Below are 23,276 nucleotides of genomic sequence, written 5' to 3' on the forward strand. Positions count from 1 at the left end.
CAGCCGCCACATCAGCCGCCGCGGTGGTCGACACGCTCGTTGCGACGGGTGGGCGAACAATCAGCGAGTTCCGGCTCAATCACACGGTCGCAGCTCGTCTCTCGATACCGTCGCTCCTCACGGGCTCGGGCCGATCGGAGGTCCGGCAGGTGCCGCCGGGTTCGCCGCGCAGGTGGAGATCGTGGCCGAAGCGTGGAGAGGAGCCGGGATGTCCTCGCCAACGGGGAGAGACGGTCGGTCCGCAGCCGAACACAGCCGCGATCAGATCGACTGGTACGTACAGAACAGACGCCGAAAGCAGCTGCAAGAGCTGACGGCGGAGAGCCCGCTCGCGGTGCCCAAGCTCGATCCGTGGATCGTCGACACGATTCTCACCGAACGCGAGGCACGCAAGCTCGCGACCTGGACGGGTGCGCCCCTCCCGACCGAGGAGCCGGTGCACGAGGTACTGATCAACCTGGTGTCGGGCCGGGCTGCCGCGCGCGGCGCCGCTGTTCCGAGGTCCGGACGGGCCCGGGCGATCGAGGCGCGTCAAGCCGAGGCGGAGGTCTTCCTGCGGGGCATCCGGGCGGACCTCGAACGCAGGGGCATCGATGTCCGGAAGGAGTTCTGGCTGACCCACAGCGTGCTCGCCGAGCTGACGTCCTCCGAGGTGCTGGCGGTGGCGGCGCGAGACGACGTCAGCAGTGTCACCAGCAACAAGCTGCGCAACGTCGAGGCGCTTGACTTCAGTCGGCCGCACATCGAGGCGGATGTACTGCCCGCCGGCATCACGGGCGCGGGCTTCTTCGTGGCGGTCGTCGACAGCGGGGTCGACGCCGCCCATCCCGCGCTCACGGGCATCGTCGGCCCGCAACAGGACATGACCGGTACGGCGGTGAAGCGCGACGACACGGGCCACGGCACGCATTGCGCGGGGGTCATCGCGAGCCGGGACGCGATCTTTCGGGGTATCGCCCCGGGAACGAGGATCATCGACATCCGCATCATCAACGGCGAAGGCAGGACGACGGCGGAATGGGCGGTCGAGGGTTTGATCGCTGTGGCGACCTCCGGCGCCGACGTCGCCAGCAACAGCTGGGGGTTCTCACACCATGACGGCGCGTGGGTCTGCGCCGGCGGCACCTGCGTGGTGTGCACCGGAGCCGACGGTCTGGTGAGCCTTGGTGTGGTGGTCGTGGCCGCTGCCGGAAACGAAGGCCCCGAATTCTGGTGGGGGAGCCCTTATTCCAGAATTCGCTGTCCCGGTAACGCGCACAAGATCATCACCGTCGGTGCCGCCACCGACGACGACCTGATTGCGACCTTCTCCAGCCACGGCGAGACGCCGGACGGCAGGCCGAAGCCGGATGTCGCAGCACCGGGTGTCGCAATCGCCTCCGCGCGGGCGGCAGGAACCGGAAAGCCGGCCAACGTCGTCGCACCGGGCTTCATCAACAAATCCGGCACCAGCATGGCGACCCCTCACGTGGCAGGTCTCGCCGCGCTCATCCTGGACAAGAACGACACCCTGACTCCCGGCCAGGTCAGGAAGCTCATCGTGACGACCACGCCGGGACTGATCGGCCCTTTCTGGTACGGCAGGATCGACGCACTCGCGGCGGTCAACGCCACACCGCCGCCACCGTGACGGAGCGGCACATCGCAGGCCGGAAACCCTCGACGAGGAGAGACGTTCCATGTCCGACGACTTCGCGCCCCGCGCCGCAAGCGTCACTCCGAACGACAAGGCACTGGCGGCCCATGTGAAACGCGGGGTGACGAACTTCCGGACCGACAACCCGGTCGAGTTCCAGGAGATGGTCGGCGAGTTCGACGGCCGCAGGGCCAACCTGGCTGTGCTCGGATTCGGCCGGATCAACGTCCGGGTCGTGGGTGGAGACATCGTGATCGAGCCGGGGCTCGGACCGGACGAGGCGATGCACGGCGCCGTCTATCTGGAGGCCGCGCAGGCGATCGCGAGCGGTGTCCTCACGCCACTTCAGGCCTACTTCCGGGGAGATGTCATCGTTCGGGCCCCGGCGGGCGATCTGCACAACGGCTATGGCTTCTTCGTCAGATTCGCCGAACTGGCCTTCGCGTCGGCGAGAATGCGCACGCAACTCGACGAGTTGCGCGATGAATTCCTGTGAGACCTTGCCGCCCTCGGTCGAAGACGGCTGGGCCGCGCGGCTCGACCACGTCATGCACGAAGCGGTGACCGCACAGGACGCGGACCTGGGACGCATCGCCGGCGAGTTGATCCGTCACGGCGGCAAGAGGCTTCGCCCCCGGTTGCTGTTCCTCTCCGCAGGCCTCGGGGAGGCCGACGAAGCGCTGCTCGTGCACGCCGCCGCCGCGATCGAACTCATGCACGTGGGGTCGTTGCTCCACGACGACGTGATGGACGGCGCGGCGACCAGACGCGGAGCGCCCAGCGTGAATTCCCGGTGGGGCAACGCACGTGCCGCCACCACGGGAACGCACGTGCTCGCCTGCGCGATGGCCGAGCTGGAACATCTGCCGCACGACGCCGTGTCCACCGTGACGGAAGCGGCGTTCACGCTGTGCAGCGGCCAACTCCGCGAAACCGAGCATGTGTACGACTTGGATCTCGCCGTCGAGGAGCACCTCGAGATCATTCGCATGAAGACGGCCACGCTGTTCGGACTGCCGTGCAGGCTCGGTGCGGAGCTGTCCGGCTGCGATCCCGGACACATCGACGCTCTCTTCCGCTTCGGCCAGCAGCTGGGGATCGCATTCCAGCTCACCGACGACCTGCTCGATCTCGTCGGCGACGCGGCCGACCTTGGCAAGCCGACGGGTACCGATCTGCGCGCCGGAGTGTTCTCCCACTCGGTTCTCCTCGCGCTGCGACAGACCCCTGGCGGGCGGCTGGCCACACTGTTGCGTCACGAGAACCTCAGCGCGCGCGAAGCGGCCGAAGCCGCGGCGCTGGTGCTTCGCGCCGGCACCGTGGACGTGACCCGCGAACTCGCGGGCACGTATACCGAAGGCGCCGCCGCCGCGCTCGCCGAGCTCCCGGAATTCCCGGGCCGAGACGTGCTCGCCGCCACGGCACGACGTGTCGCGAGCCGAATGGAATGAACGTGCGGAATCACTACGACGCGCTGGTGGTCGGCGCCGGGCCCGCGGGTAGCTCGACCGCCTACCACCTTGCGGTCCAGGGCCGCCGGGTCCTGCTGCTCGAAGCGCAGCGCTTCCCGCGGGACAAGGTGTGTGGTGATGCCCTGACGCAGCGCGCGGTCCGGGTCCTCGCCGCGATGGGTGTCCTCGACTTGCTCCCCCCTCCGGAACGCATGCGGGGCCTGCGGGTCCACATGCGCGGCCGCGGCCGGCGCGATTTCACCTACGGCGCCTATCCGGGTGCCGACAGCCACTGCCTCGTCGTGCCGCGCCGCCTGCTCGACGAAGCGATCTGTGCCCGCGCCGTGGCCGTCGGCTCCGAACTCTGGGATGGGGCCGTGGTAACGGCCCCGATCGTCGAGGGAGGACGAGTCGTCGGGGTGCGGGTGTGCCGCGACGGCCGGCCCGTCGACGTCCGGGCGGCCGCGGTTGTCGCGGCCGATGGCGCACGGTCCCCGCTGGCTCGCGCGGTGGGTCTGCTGCCCGAAGGCGACCTCGGCGTCGGCGTACGCGGCTATCTGACCGCTCTCGACGGTCTGCCGGACCTGCAAGAGGTCTTCCTGCCGCTCGACGACGTGGCAGGGCGGGACCTGTTGCCGTCGTTCGGCTGGATCAATCCGACATGTGCGTCGGAAGCGAACATCGGCGTCGCGTTGTTCCGTCCAGGATACGAAGCCCGCGCGGAACACGTGCTGCAGAACTTCCTCGCCCGGTTGAGCACGGGCAGCACAGGCCGAAAGGCGCTCGACGGTCGGTTGCGCGGAGAGTGGGCCACAGCGCCGCTCCGCCTCGACTTCTCCCCCGGTCGCTGCGCCGGCGACGGCATCCTGCTCGTCGGCGACGCGGCGGGGCTGGTGAACCCGTTCACGGGGGAGGGCATCAGCTACGCGCTTGAGTCCGGCAGGACCGCGGCCGAGGTCATCGACCGCGGTTTGACCCGCGATCCCACGCGTCCGGACCTCCTGGACCATGCGCTGCTGCTGGGGAACGCGTACTCCGGGGTGCTGACGGCCGGCCGCCGGTCGGCCCACCGGTACCAGTTCGTCTGGCGGGTCCTCGAGAGTACGTTCGACAGCGAGCGCGTGCCGTTCGCGCTGTGTCGCCGGGCACTCCTCCTCCCCGAGGGTATGGGCGAGCTCCGGGCGCATCGCGCGATCGACGACGTGGCCGGACTGATGGCGCCCGGGGCCGACGTACGCACCGACCTGCTCGGCATCGGTGAACTCATGGCGAGCGCCGTCCGCGACGAGTGGCCGTTCCTGGCCCGTCTGGCCATGTCGAGCTGGGGAGATCCCGGCGTCCCGTTCCGGCCGGCGCTGTTGCTGCTGCTGGCAAGCCACTTCGGTGACGGCGGCGCGCGCAGCCGCATCAAGATGGGCGCCGCGATCGAGCTCAGCGCCCTGGCGGCGCTCGCGCAACTCGGCGTCGAGGACACGCCGACACTTCACTCCAGCTGGGGAAACAGGTTCGCCATCCTCGTGAGCGATCTGCTGATGTCGAAATCGTTGCACCTGGCCACCGACGGCGGTCCTGAGGCGCTCGCGCTCATCTCCCACGCCGTCACGAAGGTGTGCACCGGCCGGATGGGCGAGCGGCAGCACGCATTCGACGTGCGGATGGCCGCGGACGATCACCTGTCGCTGGTGGAATCCCAGACCGCGTCGTCATTCGAGTTGCCGTGCCGCCTCGGAGCCGTCACCGCCGGAGCCGATCCGGAACATGTCGGAGCACTCGCGAGCTACGGCCGTGCGCTGGGCGTCGCGTTCCGGCTGACCGAGGACGTCCGCATCATCACCGGGGCCGCGCGCCCGACGGACAACGCCGCGGGCGCCGCACTGAGCGAAGGCACCCTGGCACACCCCGTGCTGGTCGCGCTGCAGCGTAGGCCCGGCAAGTTGACGAGCCTGATTCGTCGTGGGCGCTTGACGGCGGACGATGTCGAGGAAGCGGCCGCGATCGTCCGTGACAGCGGAGCGCTCGACGTGACGCGTGCGCTGGCACGCGAGCAGGCCCGCCGGGCGGCGGCCGCGCTGGAGGAACTGCCGGAAGGTCCTGCGCGGGCGTCATTGTTCGCGCTGGTTGACCATGCCGTCGGGCGAAGGGTTCCGGAACGACCCCGTTTCGGCCTCGGCGTTCGCGTGGCGCCCGCACCCCTGAGGCCCCTCTGACCGGCCGTGGCGTGATCACCGGCAGGTGGTCGATGGTGTCCTGTGGCGGCTGCGGACCGGGGCAAGGAGATCCACCGCGACCGCAACGTGGTCGAACGGTGAATCGCCGGCCTCGAGCAGTTCCGTGCGATCGCCACCAGCTCCAGGGGAGGCCGCGCCCCGGCCGCACGCGGCACCCGGCCCCGCGCCAGACCCCTGTGCGGCCCCGGGCCGCACAGGGTACCCGTGCCGCGTGCGGGCTCAGCCGTGCCAGGACCGCCACAGCGCCGCGTACGCGCCGTCCGCCGCGACCAGCTCGTCATGGCTGCCCAGTTCGCTGATCCGGCCGTCCTCCACCACCGCGATCACGTCCGCGTCGTGCGCCGTGTGCAGCCGGTGCGCGATCGCGATGACCGTACGCCCGTCCAGCACCCTGGCCAGCGAGCGCTCCAGGTGGCGCGCCGCCCGAGGGTCCAGCAGCGAGGTCGCCTCGTCCAGCACCAGGGTGTGCGGATCGGCCAGCACCAGCCGGGCCAGCGCGATCTGCTGCGCCTGCGCCGGAGTCAGCGCCGTACCGCCCGAACCCACCCCGGTGTCCAGGCCCTCCTCCAGAGCCCGCGCCCAGCCGTCCGCGTCCACCGCGCCGAGCGCCGCCCAGAGCTCCGCGTCCCCGGCGCCCGTCCGGGCCAGCAGCAGGTTGTCCCGCAGCGTGCCCGTGAAGACGTGGTGCTCCTGGTTGACCAGGGCCACGTGCGCGCGCACCCGCTCCGCCGGCATCTCCGACAGCCGCGCCCCGCCCAGCGTCACCTCGCCCGTGCGGGGCGCGTAGATGCCCGCCAGCAGCCGGCCCAGCGTGGACTTCCCCGCGCCGGACGGCCCGACCAGCGCCATCCGCGTGCCCGGCGGCACCGCCATCGACACCTCGTGCAGCACGTCCACCCCGTCGCGGTAGCCGAACCGCACCCCGTCGGCCCGTACCTCCCGGCCGTCCGGAGAGACCCGGGCATCGCCCGCGTCCGGTTCGATGTCCCGCACGCCGACCAGCCGGGCCAGCGACACCTGGGCGATCTGCAGCTCGTCGTACCAGCGCAGGATGAGCCCGATGGGGTCCACCAGCATCTGCGCCAGCAGCGCACCCGTGGTCAGCTGACCCACCGACAGCCACCCCTGCAGCACGCACCAGCCGCCGATCAGCAGCACCGCGCCCAGGATGGTCACGAAGGTGACGTTGATGACCGGGAACAGCACCGACCGCAGGAACAGCGTGTACCGCTCCCAGGCCGTCCACTCCTTGATCCGCTGCTCGGACAGCGCGATCCGGCGCCGGCCCAGCCGGTGGGCCTCGACGGTACGGCCCGCGTCCACCGTCTCGGTCAGGACGGCCGCGACCGCCGCGTACCCGGCGGCCTCCGAACGGTACGCCGAGGGCGCCCGCCTGAAGTACCAGCGGCAGCCCCACACCAGGACCGGCAGCGCCAGCAGTGCCGCCAGTGCCAGCGGAGGCGCGGTCACCGCGAGCGCGCCGAACAGCAGACCCGCCCACACCACACCGATGGCCAGCTGTGGCACGGCCTCCCGCATCGCGTTCGCCAGCCGGTCGATGTCGGTGGTGATGCGCGACAGCAGGTCACCGGTACCGGCCCGCTCCAGCACCCCCGGGGGCAGTCCCACCGACCGGACCAGGAAGTCCTCCCGCAGGTCGGCCAGCATCTCCTCGCCGAGCATCGCCCCGCGCAGCCGCGTCATCCGTACGAACACCGTCTGCACGACCAGGGCCAGCGCGAACAGCAGCCCCATGCGCCCCAGATGGAGCTCGCGTACGCCGGCCGCCAGATCGTCCACCACCTGCCCCAGCAGGTACGGGCCGACCATGGAGGCCACCACCGCGACCGCGTTGGCCGCCACCAGCAGGGCGAACGCCCGCCGGTGGCGGCGGAGCAGCCCGCCCACGTAGGCGCGGACCGTGGCCGGTGTCCCCACCGGCAGGGTGGCCGCCGTCTCCGGGGCCGCCGGATCGTACTCCGGCGCTGCCACGCCGATCATGCCGACTCCTCGATTTCCTTCAGCTCCGTGTCGAGCCCGTCCCCGAGCTCGCCCTCCATACGCGCCAGTTCCCGCTCCTCGTCCGTCTCGCGGGTCACCACCGCGCGGTAGCGCGGTTCGGAGCGCAGCAGTTCCCGGTGCGTGCCGACCGCGGCCACCGTGCCGCCGTCGATCAGGACCACCCGGTCGGCGCGGTCCAGCAGCAGCGGGGACGAGGCCAGCACCACCGTGGTGCGGCCGGCCCGCAGCGCCGACACCCCGTCGGCGATCCGCGCCTCGGTGTGCGAGTCGACCGCCGAGGTCGGCTCGTCCAGCACCAGCACCTCCGGGTCCGTGACCAGCGAACGCGCCAGCGCCAGCCGCTGCCGCTGCCCGCCCGACAGGGACCGGCCGCGCTCGGTGATCCGGGCCTCCATCGGGTCGGTGACCCCGTCCGGCGCGGACTGCAGCAGCGCCTGCAGTACGTCCCCGCAGCGGGCCGCGGCCAGCGCCGCCGGGGCGTCGACCGTCCCCGTGGCCGGTACGTCGAACAGCTCGCGCAGGGTCCCGGACAGCAGGACCGGATCCTTGTCCTGGACGAGCACCAGCGTGCGCGCGGTGTCCAGCGCGAGGTCGTCCAGCGCGACCCCGCCCAGCAGCACCGACGGGGTGCCCGCCGGGGCCTCGGCGGGGTGCCCGCCGAGCCGCTCGGCCAGCCGGCCCGCCAGGTCCGGGTCGCCGCACACCACGGCGGTGAGCGCGCCCGCCGGCGCCAGCAGCCCCGTCTCCGGGTCGTACAGGTCCCCGCCGGGCGGGGGTGCCCCGGCCGGCTCCCCGGCCGGCTCCGCGGGGCGGGCCGTCCCGGTAGGCTCCGGAGCGCCCGCCCGGGTCAGGGACAGCACCCGCGCGGCCCGTTTCGCGGACGGCCGCGAGAAGGAGTACGCCATGGCGATCTCCTCGAAGTGCCGGAGCGGATACAGCATCGTCGCCACCGCGCTGAACACCGCCACCAGTTCGCCGACCTCGATCCGCCCGTCGAGGGCAAGGCCGGCGCCGTACCAGATCACGGTGACCATCAGCGCGCCCGGCAGCAGCACCTGGACGGCGGAGATCAGCGCCCACATCCGGGCGGTGCGCACGGCGGCCCGGCGCACCTCCTGCGAGGCGTCGCGGTAGCGGCCGAGGAAGAGCTCCTCGCCGCCGATGCCGCGCAGCACCCGCAGTCCCGCCACCGTGTCCGAGGCCAGCTCGGTGGCCTTCCCGGCCTTCTCGCGCTGGATGTCGGCGCGGCGGGTGGCCCGGGGGAGCAGCGGCAGGACGGCCAGGGCCAGCACCGGCACGCCGACCGCCACCACCACGCCCAGCGAGGGCGAGTACACCAGCAGTCCCGCGCAGATCAGCAGCACGGAGAAGGCGGCGGCCAGGAACCGGGAGACCGCCTCCACGAACCAGCCGATCTTCTCGACGTCGCCGGTGGACACGGACACCACCTCGCCGGCGGCGACCCGCCTGGTGAGGGCGGAGCCCAGCTCGGCGGTCTTCCGGGCGAGCAGCTGCTGCACCCGGGCGGCGGCGGTGATCCAGTTGGTGACAGCGGTCCGGTGCAGCATGGTGTCGCCCACCGCGATGGCGATGCCCACCAGGAGGAGCAGTGCGCCGTCGAGCAGCAGGCGGGTGCCGTCGCGGTCGATGACCGCCTCGACGCCCAGGCCGACGGTGAACGGCAGTCCGGCGATGCCGGCGAAGTGGAGCAGGCCCCAGCACAGGCTCCTGGCCTGTCCGCCGAGCTGCATGCGTCCGAGCCAGAGCAGGAAGCGGGGGCCCGAACGGGTATCCGGTACCCCGGGATCCGGATACGGAAGATCACTGATCTGCATGACGCCCCATGCCTCGGTGAGTGGTCCAAACCGTGAAAGGTTCGCCCTTTCCGGGCCCGCCGGGCAATCGATTATCGCGGGAGGGGCCGGAACGGGCCCGGATCCTGTGGCGGGAGGGGGAGGAGGGGCCTCAGGGGCGGGTGGCGCGCTCCAGTTCCAGCAGTACCGAGTGGTAGTGACGGCCGGTCGCGCGGTCCATGCCCACCTCGCACATCCGGTTGGCGCAGAGGTGCGCGTCGAAGGCCCGGGACGTGACCTCGGCGGCCTCCCGCGCGGTGGCGGCGTCGGCCAGTTCCGGATGGAGCATCCCGCGGTCGCCGGCGAAGCCGCAGCAGCCCGCCTCGTCCGGCACCACGACCTCCTCGGCGCAGGCCGCGGCCACGGCCCGGAACCGCTCCTCGCCGCCGAGGTGGCGCATCGAGCAGGTGGGGTGCAGCACCGCGGAGCCGACCCTGCGGAACACCTCCAGGTGCGGCAGCAGCTCGTCGGCGGCCCACACCACCGAGTCCAGGACGGTCAGTTCCGCGTGCAGGGCGCGGTTGTCCCGGGTCAGGTACGGCACCACCTCGCGGGCGAGACCCAGGGCGCAGGAGGAGGCGTCCACCACCAGCGGCAGCCGCCCGCCGGCCGTCCAGCCCCAGGCCGCCTCCACGATCCGGTTGGCCATCACCCGGTTGCCGGCCTCGTACCCCTTGGAGTTCCAGATCGTCGCGCAGCAGGTGCCCGCCACGTCACCCGGGATCCACACGGGCTTCCCGGCCCGCGCCGACACGGCGACCACCGCCTCCGGCAGCGTGCGCGCGTCCGTCCCGTCGGGCGTGCCGAAGATCCGGTTCACACAGGCGGGGTAGTAGACGGCCGCCGCGCCGGAGCGCGTGGTGGCGGGCAGCTCGTGTGCCGGGGCGCCCGGGATCTGCGGCAGCCACTCCGGCACCAGGTCGGGCCGTACCGCCTTGCGGACGGCGCCGGTGAGCGACCGCAGGGGCGCGCCGCCGATCCGGTGGGTGATCCGGTCGGCGGCCCCCACCGCCAGCCGGGCCGCCCGTTCCACGGCCTTGAAGTGGCGGGCGGCGAGTTCGGCGGCGTGCTCCTCGCGGGGGCTGTGCCGGCGGTGGCGGAAGTCCTTCATCAGCGCGCCGGTGTCGATGCCGACGGGGCAGGCCAGCTTGCAGGTGGAGTCGCCCGCGCAGGTGTCCACGGCGTCGTACCCGTAGGCGGACAGCAGTCCGTCCAGCACCGCGGAACCCGGCTGCTGCCGCAGCATCTCGCGGCGCAGCAGGATCCGCTGCCGCGGAGTGGTGGTCAGGTCCTTGCTGGGGCAGGTCGGTTCGCAGAACCCGCACTCGATGCAGGGATCACCGACCGCCTCGATCCGCGGAATGGTCTTGAGGCCGCGCAGGTGCGCCTGCGGGTCCCGGTCCAGCACGATCCGGGGGGCGAGCACTCCGTCCGGGTCGATGATCTGCTTGGTGCGCCACATCAGTTCGGTGGCCCGTGGCCCCCATTCCAGCTCCAGGAAGGGGGCGATGTTCCGGCCGGTGGCGTGCTCGGCCTTCAGCGCGCCGTCGAAGCGGTCGACGGTGAGCCGGCAGAAGGCGTCCATGAAGGCCTCGTACCGGGCCACGTCGGCCGGCTTCGCCGCGTCGAAGGCCAGCAGGAAGTGCAGGTTGCCGTGGGCGGCGTGACCGGCGACGGCCGCGTCGAACCCGTGCTCCGTCTGGAGTTCCAGCAGGGCCGCGCAGGCCTCCGCGAGCCGGGCCGGCGGCACCGCGAAGTCCTCGGTGATCAGGGTGGTGCCGGAGGGCCGGGCGCCGCCCACCGCCGGGATGAACGCCTTGCGGGCCTTCCAGTACCCGGCGACGGCCCCCGGGTCCGAGGTGAAGGTGTTGGTGACGGACGGGACGGGGGCGACCAGCTCCAGGCCGGCCAGCAGGCCGGTCGCGCGCCGCCGGTACTCCGCCTGCCCGGCCTCGTCGGGGGCCCGGAACTCGACCAGCAGGGCGGTGGTGTCGCGGGGCAGTCCGGCCCAGTCCGCCGGGACGCCGTCGACGACCGCCGAGGCGCGCAGCGTGTTCCCGTCCATCAGCTCGACGGCGAGCGCCCCGGCCTCGTTGAAGAGCGGCACCGCGGCGGCCGCGGCGGGCAGCGAGGGGAAGAAGAGCAGCGCGGCGGTGACGTGCCGGTCCAGCGGCAGGGTGTCGAACACGGTCTCGGCGATGAAGCCGAAGGTCCCCTCGGAGCCGACCATCAGACCGCGGAGGATCTCGACGGGGGTGTTCCCGTCGAGGTAGGCGTCCAGCCGGTAGCCGTTGGTGTTCTTGATGGAGTGTTTGGCGCGGATCCGGGCCACCAGCTCCGGCTCGGACTCGATCTCCTCCTTCACCGCCAGCAGGCCGTGGCACAGGGCCGGCTCCGCCCGCAGCAGCTCCTCGTCGGCGAGCGGGTCGGCGGTGTCCACCACGGTGCCGCCGGGCAGGACGAGGGTGAGCGAGGACAGCGTGCGGTACGCGTTGCGGGTGGTGCCGGCGGTCATGCCGGAGGAGTTGTTGGCGACCACCCCGCCGAGCGTGCAGGCGACGGCACTGGCCGGGTCGGGGCCGAGCACCCGGCCGTGCCGGGCCAGCGCGGCGTTGGCGCGGGCGACGGTGGTCCCGGGACGGATCCGGGCCCGCAGGCCGTCCTCGAGCACCTCGATCCCGGACCAGTGGCGGCGTACGTCGACCAGGATGTCCTCGCCCTGCGCCTGCCCGTTCAGGGAGGTCCCGGCAGAGCGGAACACCACCTCGCGCTGCCGGCCGTGGGCGTAGGACAGCACGGCGGAGATGTCGTCGATGTCCTCGGCGATCACCACGACCTGGGGCACGAACCGGTACGGGGAGGCGTCCGAGGCGTAGCGGACCAGGTCGGAGATCTTCCAGAGCACCTTGTCGGCGCCGAGCAGCGCGGTCAGTTCGGAGCGCAGTGGCTCGGGGGTGCCGCCCGCCCGGTGCTGGGGCACCCGGTCGGGTGCCGGGCCGCTGACCGTGTGCGGCCGGAGGGTTCCGGGCCTGGGCTCCAGCAGCGGCATGCGCGACTCCTCGCTCCCGTCAGCAGGGGCGCTCCGCCGGGACGTCCGCCAGAGCGTTGAGCAGGCCGCCGAGCACCTCGCGCTGTTCGGCGGTCAACGGAGCCAGGATCTCCTCCGCGGCGTCGGTTCGCGCGTTGCGCAGCCTGCGCAGCGTGGCGCGGCCGGTGTCGGTGAGCTCGATCCGGGTCACCCGGCGGTTGGCGGGGTCGGGCACCCGGCGTACGCAGCCGGCCGCCTCCAGGCCGTCGACGAGCGTGGTCACCTGGCGCGGCACCACCTCCAGCCGGGCCGCGATGTCCGCCATCCGGGGCGGGGCGTCCGCCGGGTAGTGGGCGACCACGCGCAGCAGCCGCCCCTGGGCGGGGGTGATGCCGACGGGCTCCAGATGGCGCTTCTGGATGCGGTGGAGGCGGCGGGTCAGACGGAGCAGCTGCTCGGCGAGGAGGCGGTCGGTGCCTGCGTCGGTACCTGCGCCGGTGTCTGCGTCGGGGCCGACCCCGGTGCCGGCCTGAGGGGACGGGGTGCTCATACCGGGAACCCTATCAGGACGTTGTTCATTGTGAGTATAGGTAACAATGAGCTATGCTCCAATGGATCCGATGAGTCACGAGCCGAGGTCATGGAGCCGGCGGCCCGTGTCCTCCTGACACCTCCCGAGGGAGCCCATGCACCCAGAAGAACTCACCTGGACGCCGTCCGAGCGTCCCCTCGACACCGGCCGGCCCGCTTCCGGCGAGCAGCCGCGCGAGCTCCGCCGCATCGTGCGCCTGTTCCGCCCCTACCGCGGCCGGCTCGCCGTGGTCGGGCTGCTCGTCTTCGCCTCCTCGCTGGTCGGCGTCGCCTCGCCGTTCCTGCTGAAGGAGATCCTGGACACCGCCATCCCGGAGGGCCGGACCGGGCTGCTCAGCCTGCTCGCCCTGGGCATGATCCTGACCGCCGTGGTCACCAGCGTGTTCGGCGTCCTGCAGACGCTCATCTCCACCACGGTCGGGCAGCGCGTCATGCACGACCTGCGGACCGCGGTCTACGCACAGCTCCAGCGCATGCCGCTGGCCTTCTTCACCCGGACCCGCACCGGCGAGGTGCAGTCCCGGATCGCCAACGACATCGGCGGTATGCAGGCCACCGTCACCTCCACCGCGACCTCCCTGGTGTCGAACCTGACCGCGGTCATCGCCACCGTGGTCGCCATGCTCGCCCTGGACTGGCGGCTCACCCTGGTCTCGTTGCTCCTGCTGCCGGCCTTCGTGTGGATCAGCCGCCGGGTCGGCCGCGAGCGGAAGAAGATCACCACGCAGCGCCAGAAACAGATGGCCGCGATGGCCGCCACCGTCACCGAGTCCCTCTCGGTCAGCGGCATCCTGCTCGGCCGCACCATGGGCCGGGCCGACTCCCTCACCCGCGCCTTCGAGGAGGAATCCGAGAAGCTCGTCGGGCTGGAAGTCCGGTCCAGCATGGCCGGACGCTGGCGGATGTCCACCATCGGCATCGTCATGGCCGCGATGCCCGCCCTGATCTACTGGGCCGCCGGCCTCGCCCTCCAGTCGGGCGCGCCCTCGCTGTCCGTCGGCACCCTGGTCGCCTTCGTCACCCTCCAGCAGGGGCTGTTCCGCCCGGCCGTGAGCCTGCTCTCGACCGGTGTGCAGATCCAGTCCTCGCTCGCCCTGTTCGCCCGGATCTTCGAGTACCTGGACCTCCCCGTGGAGATCAGCGAACGCCCCGATGCGGTGCGGCTGGACCAGGCGAAGGGGGAGATCCGCCTCCAGGACGTCGACTTCTCCTACGACGGAGGGGACTCCGCCCGGCGCACCCTCTCCGGCATCGACATCACCGTCCCGGCCGGCACCTCCCTCGCCGTGGTCGGCCCGACCGGCTCCGGCAAGAGCACCCTCAGCTATCTGGTGCCCCGGCTCTACGACGTCACCGGCGGCCGGGTCACCCTCGACGGGGTCGACGTACGGGACCTGGACTTCGACTCGCTGGCCCGCTCCATCGGGGTGGTCTCCCAGGAGACCTACCTCTTCCACGCCTCGGTGGCGGACAACCTGCGCTTCGCCAAGCCGGACGCCACCGACGAGGAGATCGCCGAGGCGGCCCGGACCGCGCAGATCCACGACCACATCGCCTCCCTCCCGGACGGGTACGACACGCTCGTCGGCGAGCGCGGCTACCGCTTCTCCGGTGGCGAGAAGCAGCGTCTGGCCATCGCCCGGACGATCCTCCGCGACCCGCCGGTGCTGATCCTCGACGAGGCGACCAGCGCCCTGGACACCCGCACCGAGCACGCCGTCCAGCAGGCCATCGACGCGCTGTCGGCCGGACGCACCACCATCACGATCGCGCACCGCCTGTCCACCGTCCGCGACGCCGACCAGATCGTGGTGCTGGATGCCGGCCGGATCGCCGAGCGCGGTACGCACGGGGAACTGCTGGAGGCCGACGGCCGGTACGCCGCACTGGTGCGCCGGGACGCTCGGATGGAAGCCGCCCCACAGTGACCGCGATCCTGTGATCGTGTGACTATCGGTCCGGAATGCGGCATATATGTCGGGAATCCACCGGATCGCGTATTACCGTCCCGGTATGCATCCTGAGCACCGGCCGCCGAGAGGCCGGACCACCCGCCTCACCCGCCTCACCCGCCGCGGCCGACTGGCGATCTTCTTCGCCCTGGTGCTCGCGACGGGGGCGGCACTCCTCGTCCCGAAGCTGCTGCCGGGCGCCGAGCCCGAGCGGGCGCGCACACTGCTGATCCCCGAGGGCTGGCGGGCCGCCCAGGTCTACGCGGCGGTCGACCGTGAACTCGGGCTGCCACCCGGAACCACCCGCAGGGAGGCCGCGAAGGCGGCCCTGCCCCTGCCGGCCGAGGCCAAGGGCAACCCCGAGGGCTACCTCTTCCCGGCCACGTACCCGGTGACCTCGAAGACCACCCCCGCCGACCTGCTCCACTACATGGTGCGGACGGCCACTGGGAAGCTCGGCACCAAGGCCGTGGCCGACGGCGGGCGGGTGCACGGCATGACCCCGTACCAGACGGCGACCCTCGCCAGCATCATCCAGGCCGAGGCCGAGACCCCCGCCGACATGGGCAGGGTGGCCCGGGTGGTGCACAACCGGCTCGCCCGGTCGATGCCGCTGCAGATGGACTCCACCCTCAACTACGCGCTGAACCGCAACACCGTGGACACCACCCTGGCCGACACCCGGATCGACAGCCCGTTCAACACCTACGAACGCCAGGGCCTGCCGCCCACCCCGATCGACAGCCCCGGACTGCCCGCCATGGCGGCGGCAGTCGCCCCGACCCCCGGCAACTGGCTGTTCTTCGTCACCGTCAAGCCGGGCGACACCCGCTTCTCGGCGACCTACGAGGAGCACCAGCGGCACGTGGCCGAGTTCAACCGGGTCCGGGCCGCCGCCCGGGCGGGAAGCAGCCCGACCCGCCCCGGTCCGGCCTGACCGGCCCGCCCCGGGTCAGCCGCTCGCGCCTGCCGCGGCCGGCACACGGAGCAGCAGCCGGCGGATCTCGCGCACGGCCGCGCCGCCGGCGCGGTTGGCGCCGATGGTGCTCGCCGAAGGCCCGTACCCGACCAGGTGCACCCGCGGATCCCGCACCGCCCGGGTCCCGTCCAGCCGGATACCACCGCCCGGCTCGCGCAGACGCAGCGGGGCCAGGTGGTCGATCGCGGGGCGGAAGCCGGTGGCCCAGAGGATCACGTCCGCCGTGACCGAGCTGCCGTCCGCCCAGACGGCTCCCTCCGGGGTGATCCGTTCGAACATCGGCCGCCGGGCCAGCACCCCGGACTCCAGTCCGGCCCGGACCGCCTCGTTCAGCGGCAGCCCGGTCACACTCACCACGCTCTGCGGCGGCAGCCCCCGGCGGACCCGCTCGTCCACCAGCGCCACGGCCGCGCGCCCCTCGGCCTCCCCGAAGTCGCCGTCCCGGAACACCGGCGGCCGACGCGTCACCCAGGTCGTCTCCGCCGCCACCCCGGCGATCTCCAGCAGGTGCTGCACCCCCGAGGTGCCGCCGCCCACCACGACCACTCGGGCCCCCGCGAACGCCTGCGGTCCCGGATAGCCGGCGGTGTGCAGCTGCCGCCCGAGGAAGGTCTCCTGCCCGGGGTGGCGCGGCCAGAACGGCCGGTCCCAGGTGCCGGTGGCGTTGATCAGCGCACGCGCCGACCAGTGCCCCGCCGAGGACTCCACCAGCAGCCGGTCCCCTTCCCCCGGCCGTACGGCCGACACGTCCACCGGCCGCCGGACCGACAGCCCGAAGGCGCGCTCGTAGGAGTCGAAGTACGCGCCGATCACCTCGGACGAGGGCCGCCCGGAGTCCGCACCGGTGAGCTCCATGCCGGGCAGCGCGTGCATGCCGTGCACCCGGCCGTAGGTCAGGGTGGGCCACCGGTACTGCCACGCCCCGCCCGGGCGGGGCGCGCGGTCCAGGACCACGTGCTCCAGCCCGGCGCGCCCCAGGTGGTAGGCGCTCGACAGACCCGCCTGCCCCGCGCCGACGACCACCACGTCCACGTCCACGACCCCGAATTCGTTCACGGTTCTACCAACTCGCGGGTCTGCCGGGATCTTCCCTCAGGATGTGCGGGCAGCCCGTCCCACCGCCTCGACCAGGGGCAGCAGCCGGTGCGGCACCCGCTCGCGCAGCGCCACCTCGGTGCGGGTCCGCACCACCCCCGGCAGCCGGATCAGCCGCTGGATCACGTCCTCCAGGTGGGCGTTGTCGCGGGCGGCCACCCGGGTGAGCAGGTCCCCGCCGCCGGTGATCGAGAACGCCTCGATGATCTCGGGTACGGCGGCCAGCGCGTCCCCGACCTCGTCCAGACGGCCCTGGGTGACCTCGATGTGCACGAAGGCCAGCACCGGGTGCCCGAGCGCCGCGGGGGACAGTACGGGCCCCGTGCCGGTGATCACCCCGGTCCGTTCCAGCCGTTCCAGCCGGGCCTGCAGGGTGCCGCGCGCGATGCCGAGCAGCCGCGCGTACTCGCGCACGCTGGTGCGCGGCTGCTCGATGAGCAGCCGGAGGATGCGGGTGTCGAGCTCATCCACCGTCATGCCCGCCATCATCCCAGCCGGCCGTGGGGACACCGGATGCCCCGAGGCCGTGACCGAGGCCGAGCCCGCGGTCACGGCACCGCCGCCGCGCCGGTGTTCCTGGCGCTGCCCGGGGCGCTGGAGTCGCTGTCCGGCCGCCGCACACCCCGACAGGTGTCGGTGGGCATCGTCCCCGAGCCTCCCGTCGTCGGGCGGCGGCCAGGGGTATCCATGCCGAGGTGCCGGGCCGCGGCACGCCGGGCCCTGCGCGAACAGCGGGTGTACGGAGTGCCGGTCGTCACCTCGGGTGAGGCGGTCCTCCCGCTGCCGCCGAGGTCACCTCCCATTCACACCCCAGGGTTGCGGGGAAAAATTCATGATGCGTAGACTTCATGTCATAGTGAATTACTGGGCGACTGCCGTTCCGGCAATTGCGAGGAGGGGACATGCACACGGTTCGTACGGATGAGCTCACTGGCGCGGGAGCGTCCAGTTCCGCATCCGGATTAGGCCGGGCCGCCGACAAGGCCCGCTGGGTGGTCCTGGCGGTCACCCTGTCCGCCGTCTTCATGCAGATGCTGGACACCACGATCACGATGGTCGCCCTGCCCGAGCTGCAGGCCGATCTCGGAGCGACCTTCGCCGAGGTGCAGCTCGTCGTCGCCGTCTACTCCCTGGCCTTCGCCTGCACCCTGGTGACGGGCGGACGGCTGGGCGACATCCACGGCCGGAAGAAGATCTTCCTGATCGGCATGGTCGGCTTCACCCTCGCCTCCGCGCTCTGCGGGGCGGCGACCGGCTCGACGTTCCTCATCCTGTCGCGGGTGTTCCAGGGAGTCTGCTCCGGGCTGATGTTCCCGCAGGTCCTGTCGATCCTCCAGGTCACGTTCTCCCCGCAGGAGCGCCCCAAGGCCCTCGCGGCCTACGGCGCCTCCGTCGGTCTGGGCACGGTGCTCGGGCCGGTGCTGGGCGGCTGGCTGATCGACCTGGACATCCTCGGCACCGACTGGCGGTCCATCTTCTTCGTCAACCTGCCCATCGGCCTGCTCGCCCTGTTGGTGGGCATGGCCAAGATCCCCGAGTCCTCCGCCGAGGGCGCGCGCCGGCTCGACGTCATCGGCGCCGTGATCCTCACCGCGGGCCTGTTCAGCCTGATCCTCCCGCTGGTCATCGGCCGCGAACACGACTGGCCCGGCTGGAGCCTGGTCCTGCTCGGCCTCAGCCCGCTGGTACTCGTCGGGTTCGCCCTCTGCGAAAGGGCGCTGACGGCCCGTCCGGACGGTGCTCCGCTGGTCCCCACGGGCCTGTTCCGGGAGCGTTCCTTCTCCGTGGGTCTGCTCATCAGCATCGTCTTCTTCGCGGGCATCCCGTCCTTCTTCATGACCTTCTTCCTGACCCTCCAGGCTGGGTTCGGCTACAGCCCCGTCTCCGCCGGCGCGGTCAGCCTCGGCTTCGCGCTCTTCATCGCGGTCGGCAGCGCCCGTTCCGCCGCCGTGGTCAAGAAGCTCGGCAAGTGGACGCTCGCCCTGGGCACCGGCCTGCTGCTGATCGGCATGACGGGGGTCATGGTGACCGTCGACTGGGCCGGCACCGATCTGCACGGCTACCAACTGATCCCGTCCCTGATGATCGCCGGCGTCGGCGGTGGCTTCTTCCTCGCCCCCTGCACCGGCATCATGCTGGCCGGCCTCAGGTCGCGCGAGGCCGGGTCCGCCTCCGGAGTGCTGGCCACCGCCCAGCAGGTGGGCATCGCGGTGGGCATCGCCGTGGCGGGCATCCTCTTCTTCGGGCTGCTCGGATCCAACGCGGCGGGCTCCAGCGGCAGCGCGGTCCCCGAGCTGCGGCGGGACCTGGCCGCGGCCGGCGTCCCGGCGCCGCAGCAGGACCGGATCGTCACCGGGTTCGAGACCTGCTTCGGTGACCGGATGAACCAGAAGGACCTCACCGAGACCCCGGAGAGCTGCACCCGGATCGAGCGGGAGACGGCCCAGAGCCCGGCCCCGCAGGAGCTGAAGACCAAGGTGCAGGCGGCCGTGCTCGGCAAGGCCGTGCCCGAGGCCCGCAAGGCGAACTTCAGCGACAGCTTCGGCCAGGTCGTCTACTGGCAGCTCGGCTGCTTCGCCCTGTCCTGCCTGCTGGTGTTCCTCCTGCCGAAGATCCGGCCGGAGGACGTCGCCGACGTGCCCGGCGGGGCCTGATCAGGACCCGGCGTGTGCGGCCGTACCGCACACCAGCGCACGGTGAACACGGCTGTCGGCCACGGGCCGGCAGCCGTGCGGTCTTTCCGGCGCCCGCGCGGCGCCGGGTTCTCGGAGGGTGGGAAAACGATGCTCGTGATGGTGCTGCCGGCGGTGGCCTCGGCCTTTGTGTACGGGGCCGCGGCCGTGGCGCAGGAGCGCGCGGCGGCCGGCGGAGCCACCGGAGCGGCGGCGTGGAGGCTCTCCGTACCGCTGAACCTGCTCGGAGCGGGGCTGCACATCTGGGCGCTGGGTTACGGTCCGCTGACCGTGGTCCAGACCCTCGGAGCACTCACCCTGGTCGCCGCGCCGCTGCTGTCCCAGGCGCTGCGGCACCGGCGGATGAACCGGCAGCAGTGGACCGGGATCGCCCTGACGGTGGCGGGGATGGCCGGGCTCCTCCTGCTCGGCCGGTCGGCCCGTGTGAACGAGGCCCTGAGTACGGGCCGGATCCTCGCCGTCGTCGGCATCACCGCCGCCGTGCTCGGGATCTCGGCGGTCGCGAGGGCGGTGGCCCGCCGGCCGGTGGTGGTCAGCCTGTGGTTCGCGGCAGCCGCGGGCGTGGCCTTCGGCGCCTCCTCGACCCTCGCGCAGGCCCTGGCCCTCGCCCTCGGCGGGGAAGGTGCCCGCATCTCCTGGCTGCCCGCCCTGCTCGTCGCCGCGGTGGTCGCCGCGCTGGCCTGCGCCGGACTGCTGACCTCGCAACTCTCCTACAAGGCCGGGCTCGAGGCCCCGCTCGCCACGGTCACCCTGGTCAACCCGGCCTATACCGCGATGGTCGGCTTCCTCGTCCTGGGCGAGCGCTACGTGACGGGGATCCCCAGCGGGCTGCTGGCCGCGGCCACCGCGCTGGCGGTCGGCCGCGGTGTGTACGTCCTCGCCCACGCACCGGCCGCGCCCCGTGCCGTGCCGGTCGCCGCCGACCGGACCGGAGGCGGCCCGAAAGCCGCATCCGTCGTGTAGCGATCGGCGACGGTGCGGCTCACGGGCCGGCCGTTGGACGTCCGGGGTGTCCGGCTAACGCGCATCCGCTTCCTTGCGGGCCCAGATGGAGTCGAGGGCCGGCGCCACCCAGGTGATCAGGTCGTCGAAGTCCATCGAGGCCAGGGGCTCCACGCGGGCGACGTACCGGAGGATGGCGATGCCCAGCAGGTGTGCCGAGGCGATGGCCAGTACGGACCGGGTCGCCTCGGTGTCCGGCATGCCCAGGAAGCGCGCGACCTGCTCGTTGCTGGCCTCTACCCGTGCCCGGTACACGTCCGAGGTGGTGGCGTCGCTCAGGGCGCCCCGGTAGATCGCGATCATCGCGAGCCGGGTCGTCTCGTTCTCGCAGAAGCTCAGATAGGCCCGGGCGAACCACTTGACCTGGGTCATCGCGTCCGCGTCCTCCAGGGCGCTCTCCTGGAGGTTGTCGAAGATGCTGGACGCGCTGAGCTGCGAGCCGATCGCGGCCTGGTACACGCCTTCCTTGTTGGTGAAGAAGTGGTGGACCAGGGCCGGGTCGACCTGCGCCAGATCGGCGATCGCCCGGATCGTCGTCCCCGAGTACCCCTTCGCCGCGAAGAGCTGCAGGGCGGCGGACAGGATCTGCGTTCTGGTGCCGCTGTCGCCGGGGCGCCGGCCACTGCGGGCCGGAAGCGGACGCCCGCTGCCCGTGGTGCGCGGCGCGTCGGCAGACGTGTCCGGTGTGCCCGAGCTGTCCGAGGGCTTACGAACGCCCATAAGACCCCTTCGATGAAATTCACGACTTGAAGAAATCGAAAGTACCACAGCCCCTCCACGTCCCGACCGGCCGGTAACCGGATTCGGTCCGGTCCGTCCGGTGCCGACGGGGACGGGAACACGCAGGTCCGGTACGGCAATCCGTACCGGACCTGAGTCCGTCGCGGAAGGGGGCGGTCCCTGCCGCCGAGCAACTCGTGCCGCAGAGCAGCCCTCGCCCCGGCGGCATCCAGCCGGTGGTGGCAGGCAGGGCAGCCATGGACCACTGGCCTCCCCGTGGCCGAACGGATCAAGGATTTACTGAGCCAATGGCTCAGTGAACTCGAGCCGAGTTGAGCCGGCTGCCTTCATCTCCTTATCCTTGCCCTATCCATGTATCTACGGCGCCGCAGCGCCGGGCCGGCGACGAGGCCGGACCGGACCGCGGTGCCTTCGTCGTGCCCGAGCCCCGCCCACCACCCCCGGGCGGCCGCCGGGTGCGGCGCGCAACACCTGCAAGGGGGGCGGCACACCGCCGTGAAGAGGATGTTCGTGGCTCCTGATCCGGGGCTCGCAAGGCTCCGCAACTCGTCCCGCGCCGTCATCGGCGTCGCACTCGCCGTCGCCCTGGCGGAACTCGCCGGGCTCTCGCTCACCGCCTCCATCACCGGCGGCCTGGCGGCCCTGCTCGCCCTCTTCACCGTCACCGACGCCACCGTCCGCGCGCAGCGGATCACCACCGCCCTCCTGCCTGCCGCGGGCTTCCCGGTGCTCGCCCTGGCGACCACCCTCCACGGCGTGCCGCTGCTGCGCGACACCGCGTTCCTCGCCGTCGTGTTCTGCGGGGTCTACGCCCGCCGCTTCGGGCCGCGCGGCCACGCGCTCGGCATCTTCGCGTTCATGCAGTTCTTCGTGACGCAGTTCCTGCACGCCGCGCCCGCCCAGCTCCCCGAGCTCTGCACAGCCGTCAGCCTGGCCCTGGTCGCCGCCGCCGCGGTCCGCTTCGTCCTCTGGCCCATCGAGCGCCGCACCCCGCCCGCCCCGGCCCCGCCGCCGCTGCCCGGCACCGGCCTGGCCCGCCCCACCACCCGGCAGGCCTTCCAGGCCACCGCCGCCTGCGCCTTCGCACTGACCGTCGGCCAGATCGTCTCCGCCGACCGCTGGTACTGGGCCGTCGGCACCGCCTGGTGGATCTTCGTCAACACCGCCTCCCGCGGCGAGACCCTGGTCCGCGGCTTCCGCCGGGTCGTCGGCACCGTCACCGGCATCGCCGCAGGCCTGCTCGTCGCCGTCCCGCTGCACGGCGCCCCCGCGCCCACCGCCGCCCTGGTCGCCGTCTGTGTCTTCGGCATCTTCTACACGGCCGCCCCCTCGTACTCCTGGATGATGTTCTTCGTCACCGTGATGGCCGGCCTGCTCTACGGGCTGCTCGGAGTGCTCCACCCCGGCCTGCTCCTCCTCCGCTTCGAGGAGACCGCCCTGGGCGCCCTGGGCGCCGCCCTCGCCGTGACCCTGGTCCTCCCCGTCACCACCCACGCCGCCAACGACGCCTGGATCCAGCGCGCCCTGCACTGCGTACGCGCCGCCACCGCCGCCGCCAGCCGGCGCCTGGCCGGCGACCCGGAGGCCGACCCGGCCCCGCACGCCGCCGAACTGGAACTGCTGCTCGGCCGGGTCCGGCTGGCCCTCGCCCCGCTGGTCCACCCGCTCAGCCCGTTCCGCGCCCGCAAGGCCCGGGCCCGCCAGGTCCTCGCCCTGCTCGACGACTGCGCCCGGGAGGTGCGCGGCCTGGCGGCCGTCGCCGCCGACCCGCAGGCCTCGCACGACGCCCGCCTCGCCGCCGCCTGCTGGCGGGTCGAAGCCGCCGTCGAGGCCCTCACCGGCCCGGGCGAGGACACCCCCGACGTCCCGCTGCCCGGCCCCGGCGCCGACGCCCCCGCCCTGGCGCACCTGCACGGCCTGGAGCACGCCCTGGCCGCCCTGGCCACCCCGCTCCGCACCGACCCGAAGGCCCCCCTGGTCACCGCCTGACCCGCGGCTCCGCCCC

16 protein-coding genes are annotated in these 23,276 nt (G+C 72.5%); 9 read left to right on the plus strand and 7 right to left on the minus strand.

All coding sequences use genetic code 11. The features are described from left to right. The first annotated feature begins 208 nt into the window (after positions 1-208). Genes ACGFQ9_RS20520 through ACGFQ9_RS20535 form a run of 4 tightly spaced genes read left to right on the plus strand, consistent with a single transcriptional unit; the run spans position 209 to position 5,294 of the window. On the plus strand, positions 209-1,630 hold the full coding sequence (locus ACGFQ9_RS20520; RefSeq protein WP_393575430.1) for a S8 family serine peptidase: 1,422 nt from the start codon (positions 209-211) through the stop codon (positions 1,628-1,630). A 49-nt stretch (positions 1,631-1,679) separates the two neighbouring features. Then, entirely contained in the window at positions 1,680-2,132 is a 453-nt protein-coding gene (locus ACGFQ9_RS20525; RefSeq protein ID WP_393575432.1) for a hypothetical protein, read from the plus strand. Next, complete coding sequence (locus tag ACGFQ9_RS20530; RefSeq protein ID WP_393575434.1) at positions 2,119-3,087, plus strand: polyprenyl synthetase family protein; 969 nt, start codon at positions 2,119-2,121, stop codon at positions 3,085-3,087. The genes ACGFQ9_RS20525 and ACGFQ9_RS20530 overlap by 14 nt, the downstream gene beginning before the upstream one ends. Before the next feature lie 2 nt (positions 3,088-3,089). Beyond that, complete coding sequence (locus ACGFQ9_RS20535) at positions 3,090-5,294, plus strand: geranylgeranyl reductase family protein (RefSeq protein WP_393575435.1); 2,205 nt, start codon at positions 3,090-3,092, stop codon at positions 5,292-5,294. Between the two features lie 240 nt (positions 5,295-5,534). Here ACGFQ9_RS20535 and ACGFQ9_RS20540 read toward each other — a convergent pair whose 3' ends face one another. The 4 genes from ACGFQ9_RS20540 to ACGFQ9_RS20555 all read right to left on the minus strand — a co-directional run bounded on the left by ACGFQ9_RS20540 (position 5,535) and on the right by ACGFQ9_RS20555 (position 12,768). After that, positions 5,535-7,316 (minus strand): ABC transporter ATP-binding protein, encoded by a 1,782-nt coding sequence (locus tag ACGFQ9_RS20540; protein WP_393575437.1) that lies wholly within the window; start codon positions 7,314-7,316, stop codon positions 5,535-5,537. After that, positions 7,313-9,172, minus strand: coding sequence for an ABC transporter transmembrane domain-containing protein (locus ACGFQ9_RS20545; protein ID WP_393575438.1), 1,860 nt, complete (start codon positions 9,170-9,172; stop codon positions 7,313-7,315). Before ACGFQ9_RS20545 ends, ACGFQ9_RS20540 begins: the two co-directional genes overlap by 4 nt. A 130-nt stretch (positions 9,173-9,302) precedes the next feature. Beyond that, positions 9,303-12,239, minus strand: a complete 2,937-nt coding sequence (locus ACGFQ9_RS20550; protein WP_393575440.1) for an FAD-binding and (Fe-S)-binding domain-containing protein — start codon at positions 12,237-12,239, stop codon at positions 9,303-9,305. A 19-nt stretch (positions 12,240-12,258) separates the two neighbouring features. Continuing rightward, on the minus strand, positions 12,259-12,768 hold the full coding sequence (locus ACGFQ9_RS20555; RefSeq protein WP_393575441.1) for a MarR family winged helix-turn-helix transcriptional regulator: 510 nt from the start codon (positions 12,766-12,768) through the stop codon (positions 12,259-12,261). A gap of 136 nt (positions 12,769-12,904) precedes the next feature. Between ACGFQ9_RS20555 and ACGFQ9_RS20560 the strand changes: the two genes are divergently transcribed. Together ACGFQ9_RS20560 and mltG are read left to right on the plus strand one after the other, a co-directional pair. After that, positions 12,905-14,737 carry an ABC transporter ATP-binding protein gene (locus ACGFQ9_RS20560; RefSeq protein ID WP_393575443.1) on the plus strand — a complete coding sequence of 611 codons (1,833 nt, stop codon included), beginning with the start codon at positions 12,905-12,907 and terminating at the stop codon, positions 14,735-14,737. 85 nt (positions 14,738-14,822) lie between these two features. Continuing rightward, the gene (mltG, locus tag ACGFQ9_RS20565; RefSeq protein ID WP_393575444.1) at positions 14,823-15,698 is read left to right on the plus strand and encodes an endolytic transglycosylase MltG; all 876 of its coding nucleotides are present in this window, start codon (positions 14,823-14,825) and stop codon (positions 15,696-15,698) included. Positions 15,699-15,713: 15 nt separating this feature from the next. On the opposite strand, the gene ACGFQ9_RS20570 is transcribed toward mltG, so the two are convergent. Next, positions 15,714-16,796, minus strand: coding sequence for an FAD-dependent oxidoreductase (locus ACGFQ9_RS20570; RefSeq protein WP_393575446.1), 1,083 nt, complete (start codon positions 16,794-16,796; stop codon positions 15,714-15,716). A 36-nt stretch (positions 16,797-16,832) separates the two neighbouring features. Further along, positions 16,833-17,312, minus strand: coding sequence for an Lrp/AsnC family transcriptional regulator (locus ACGFQ9_RS20575; protein WP_393575448.1), 480 nt, complete (start codon positions 17,310-17,312; stop codon positions 16,833-16,835). A 425-nt stretch (positions 17,313-17,737) separates the two neighbouring features. Between ACGFQ9_RS20575 and ACGFQ9_RS20580 the strand changes: the two genes are divergently transcribed. Both ACGFQ9_RS20580 and ACGFQ9_RS20585 read left to right on the plus strand, forming a co-directional pair. Next, a complete protein-coding gene (locus tag ACGFQ9_RS20580) occupies positions 17,738-19,489 on the plus strand; it encodes an MFS transporter (RefSeq protein WP_393575449.1) in 1,752 nt (583 codons plus the stop codon). Positions 19,490-19,618: 129 nt separating this feature from the next. Beyond that, a complete protein-coding gene (locus ACGFQ9_RS20585) occupies positions 19,619-20,491 on the plus strand; it encodes a hypothetical protein (RefSeq protein WP_393575450.1) in 873 nt (290 codons plus the stop codon). 54 nt (positions 20,492-20,545) lie between these two features. Here ACGFQ9_RS20585 and ACGFQ9_RS20590 read toward each other — a convergent pair whose 3' ends face one another. Then, the gene (locus ACGFQ9_RS20590) at positions 20,546-21,250 is read right to left on the minus strand and encodes a TetR/AcrR family transcriptional regulator (RefSeq protein ID WP_393575452.1); all 705 of its coding nucleotides are present in this window, start codon (positions 21,248-21,250) and stop codon (positions 20,546-20,548) included. A gap of 525 nt (positions 21,251-21,775) precedes the next feature. Between ACGFQ9_RS20590 and ACGFQ9_RS20595 the strand changes: the two genes are divergently transcribed. Continuing rightward, the gene (locus tag ACGFQ9_RS20595) at positions 21,776-23,260 is read left to right on the plus strand and encodes an FUSC family protein (RefSeq protein WP_393575981.1); all 1,485 of its coding nucleotides are present in this window, start codon (positions 21,776-21,778) and stop codon (positions 23,258-23,260) included. The last annotated feature ends 16 nt before the right edge of the window (positions 23,261-23,276 follow it).

It is taken from the genome of Streptomyces sp. NPDC048603, from assembly GCF_043199475.1.
Taxonomy (GTDB): Bacteria; Actinomycetota; Actinomycetes; order Streptomycetales; family Streptomycetaceae; genus Streptomyces.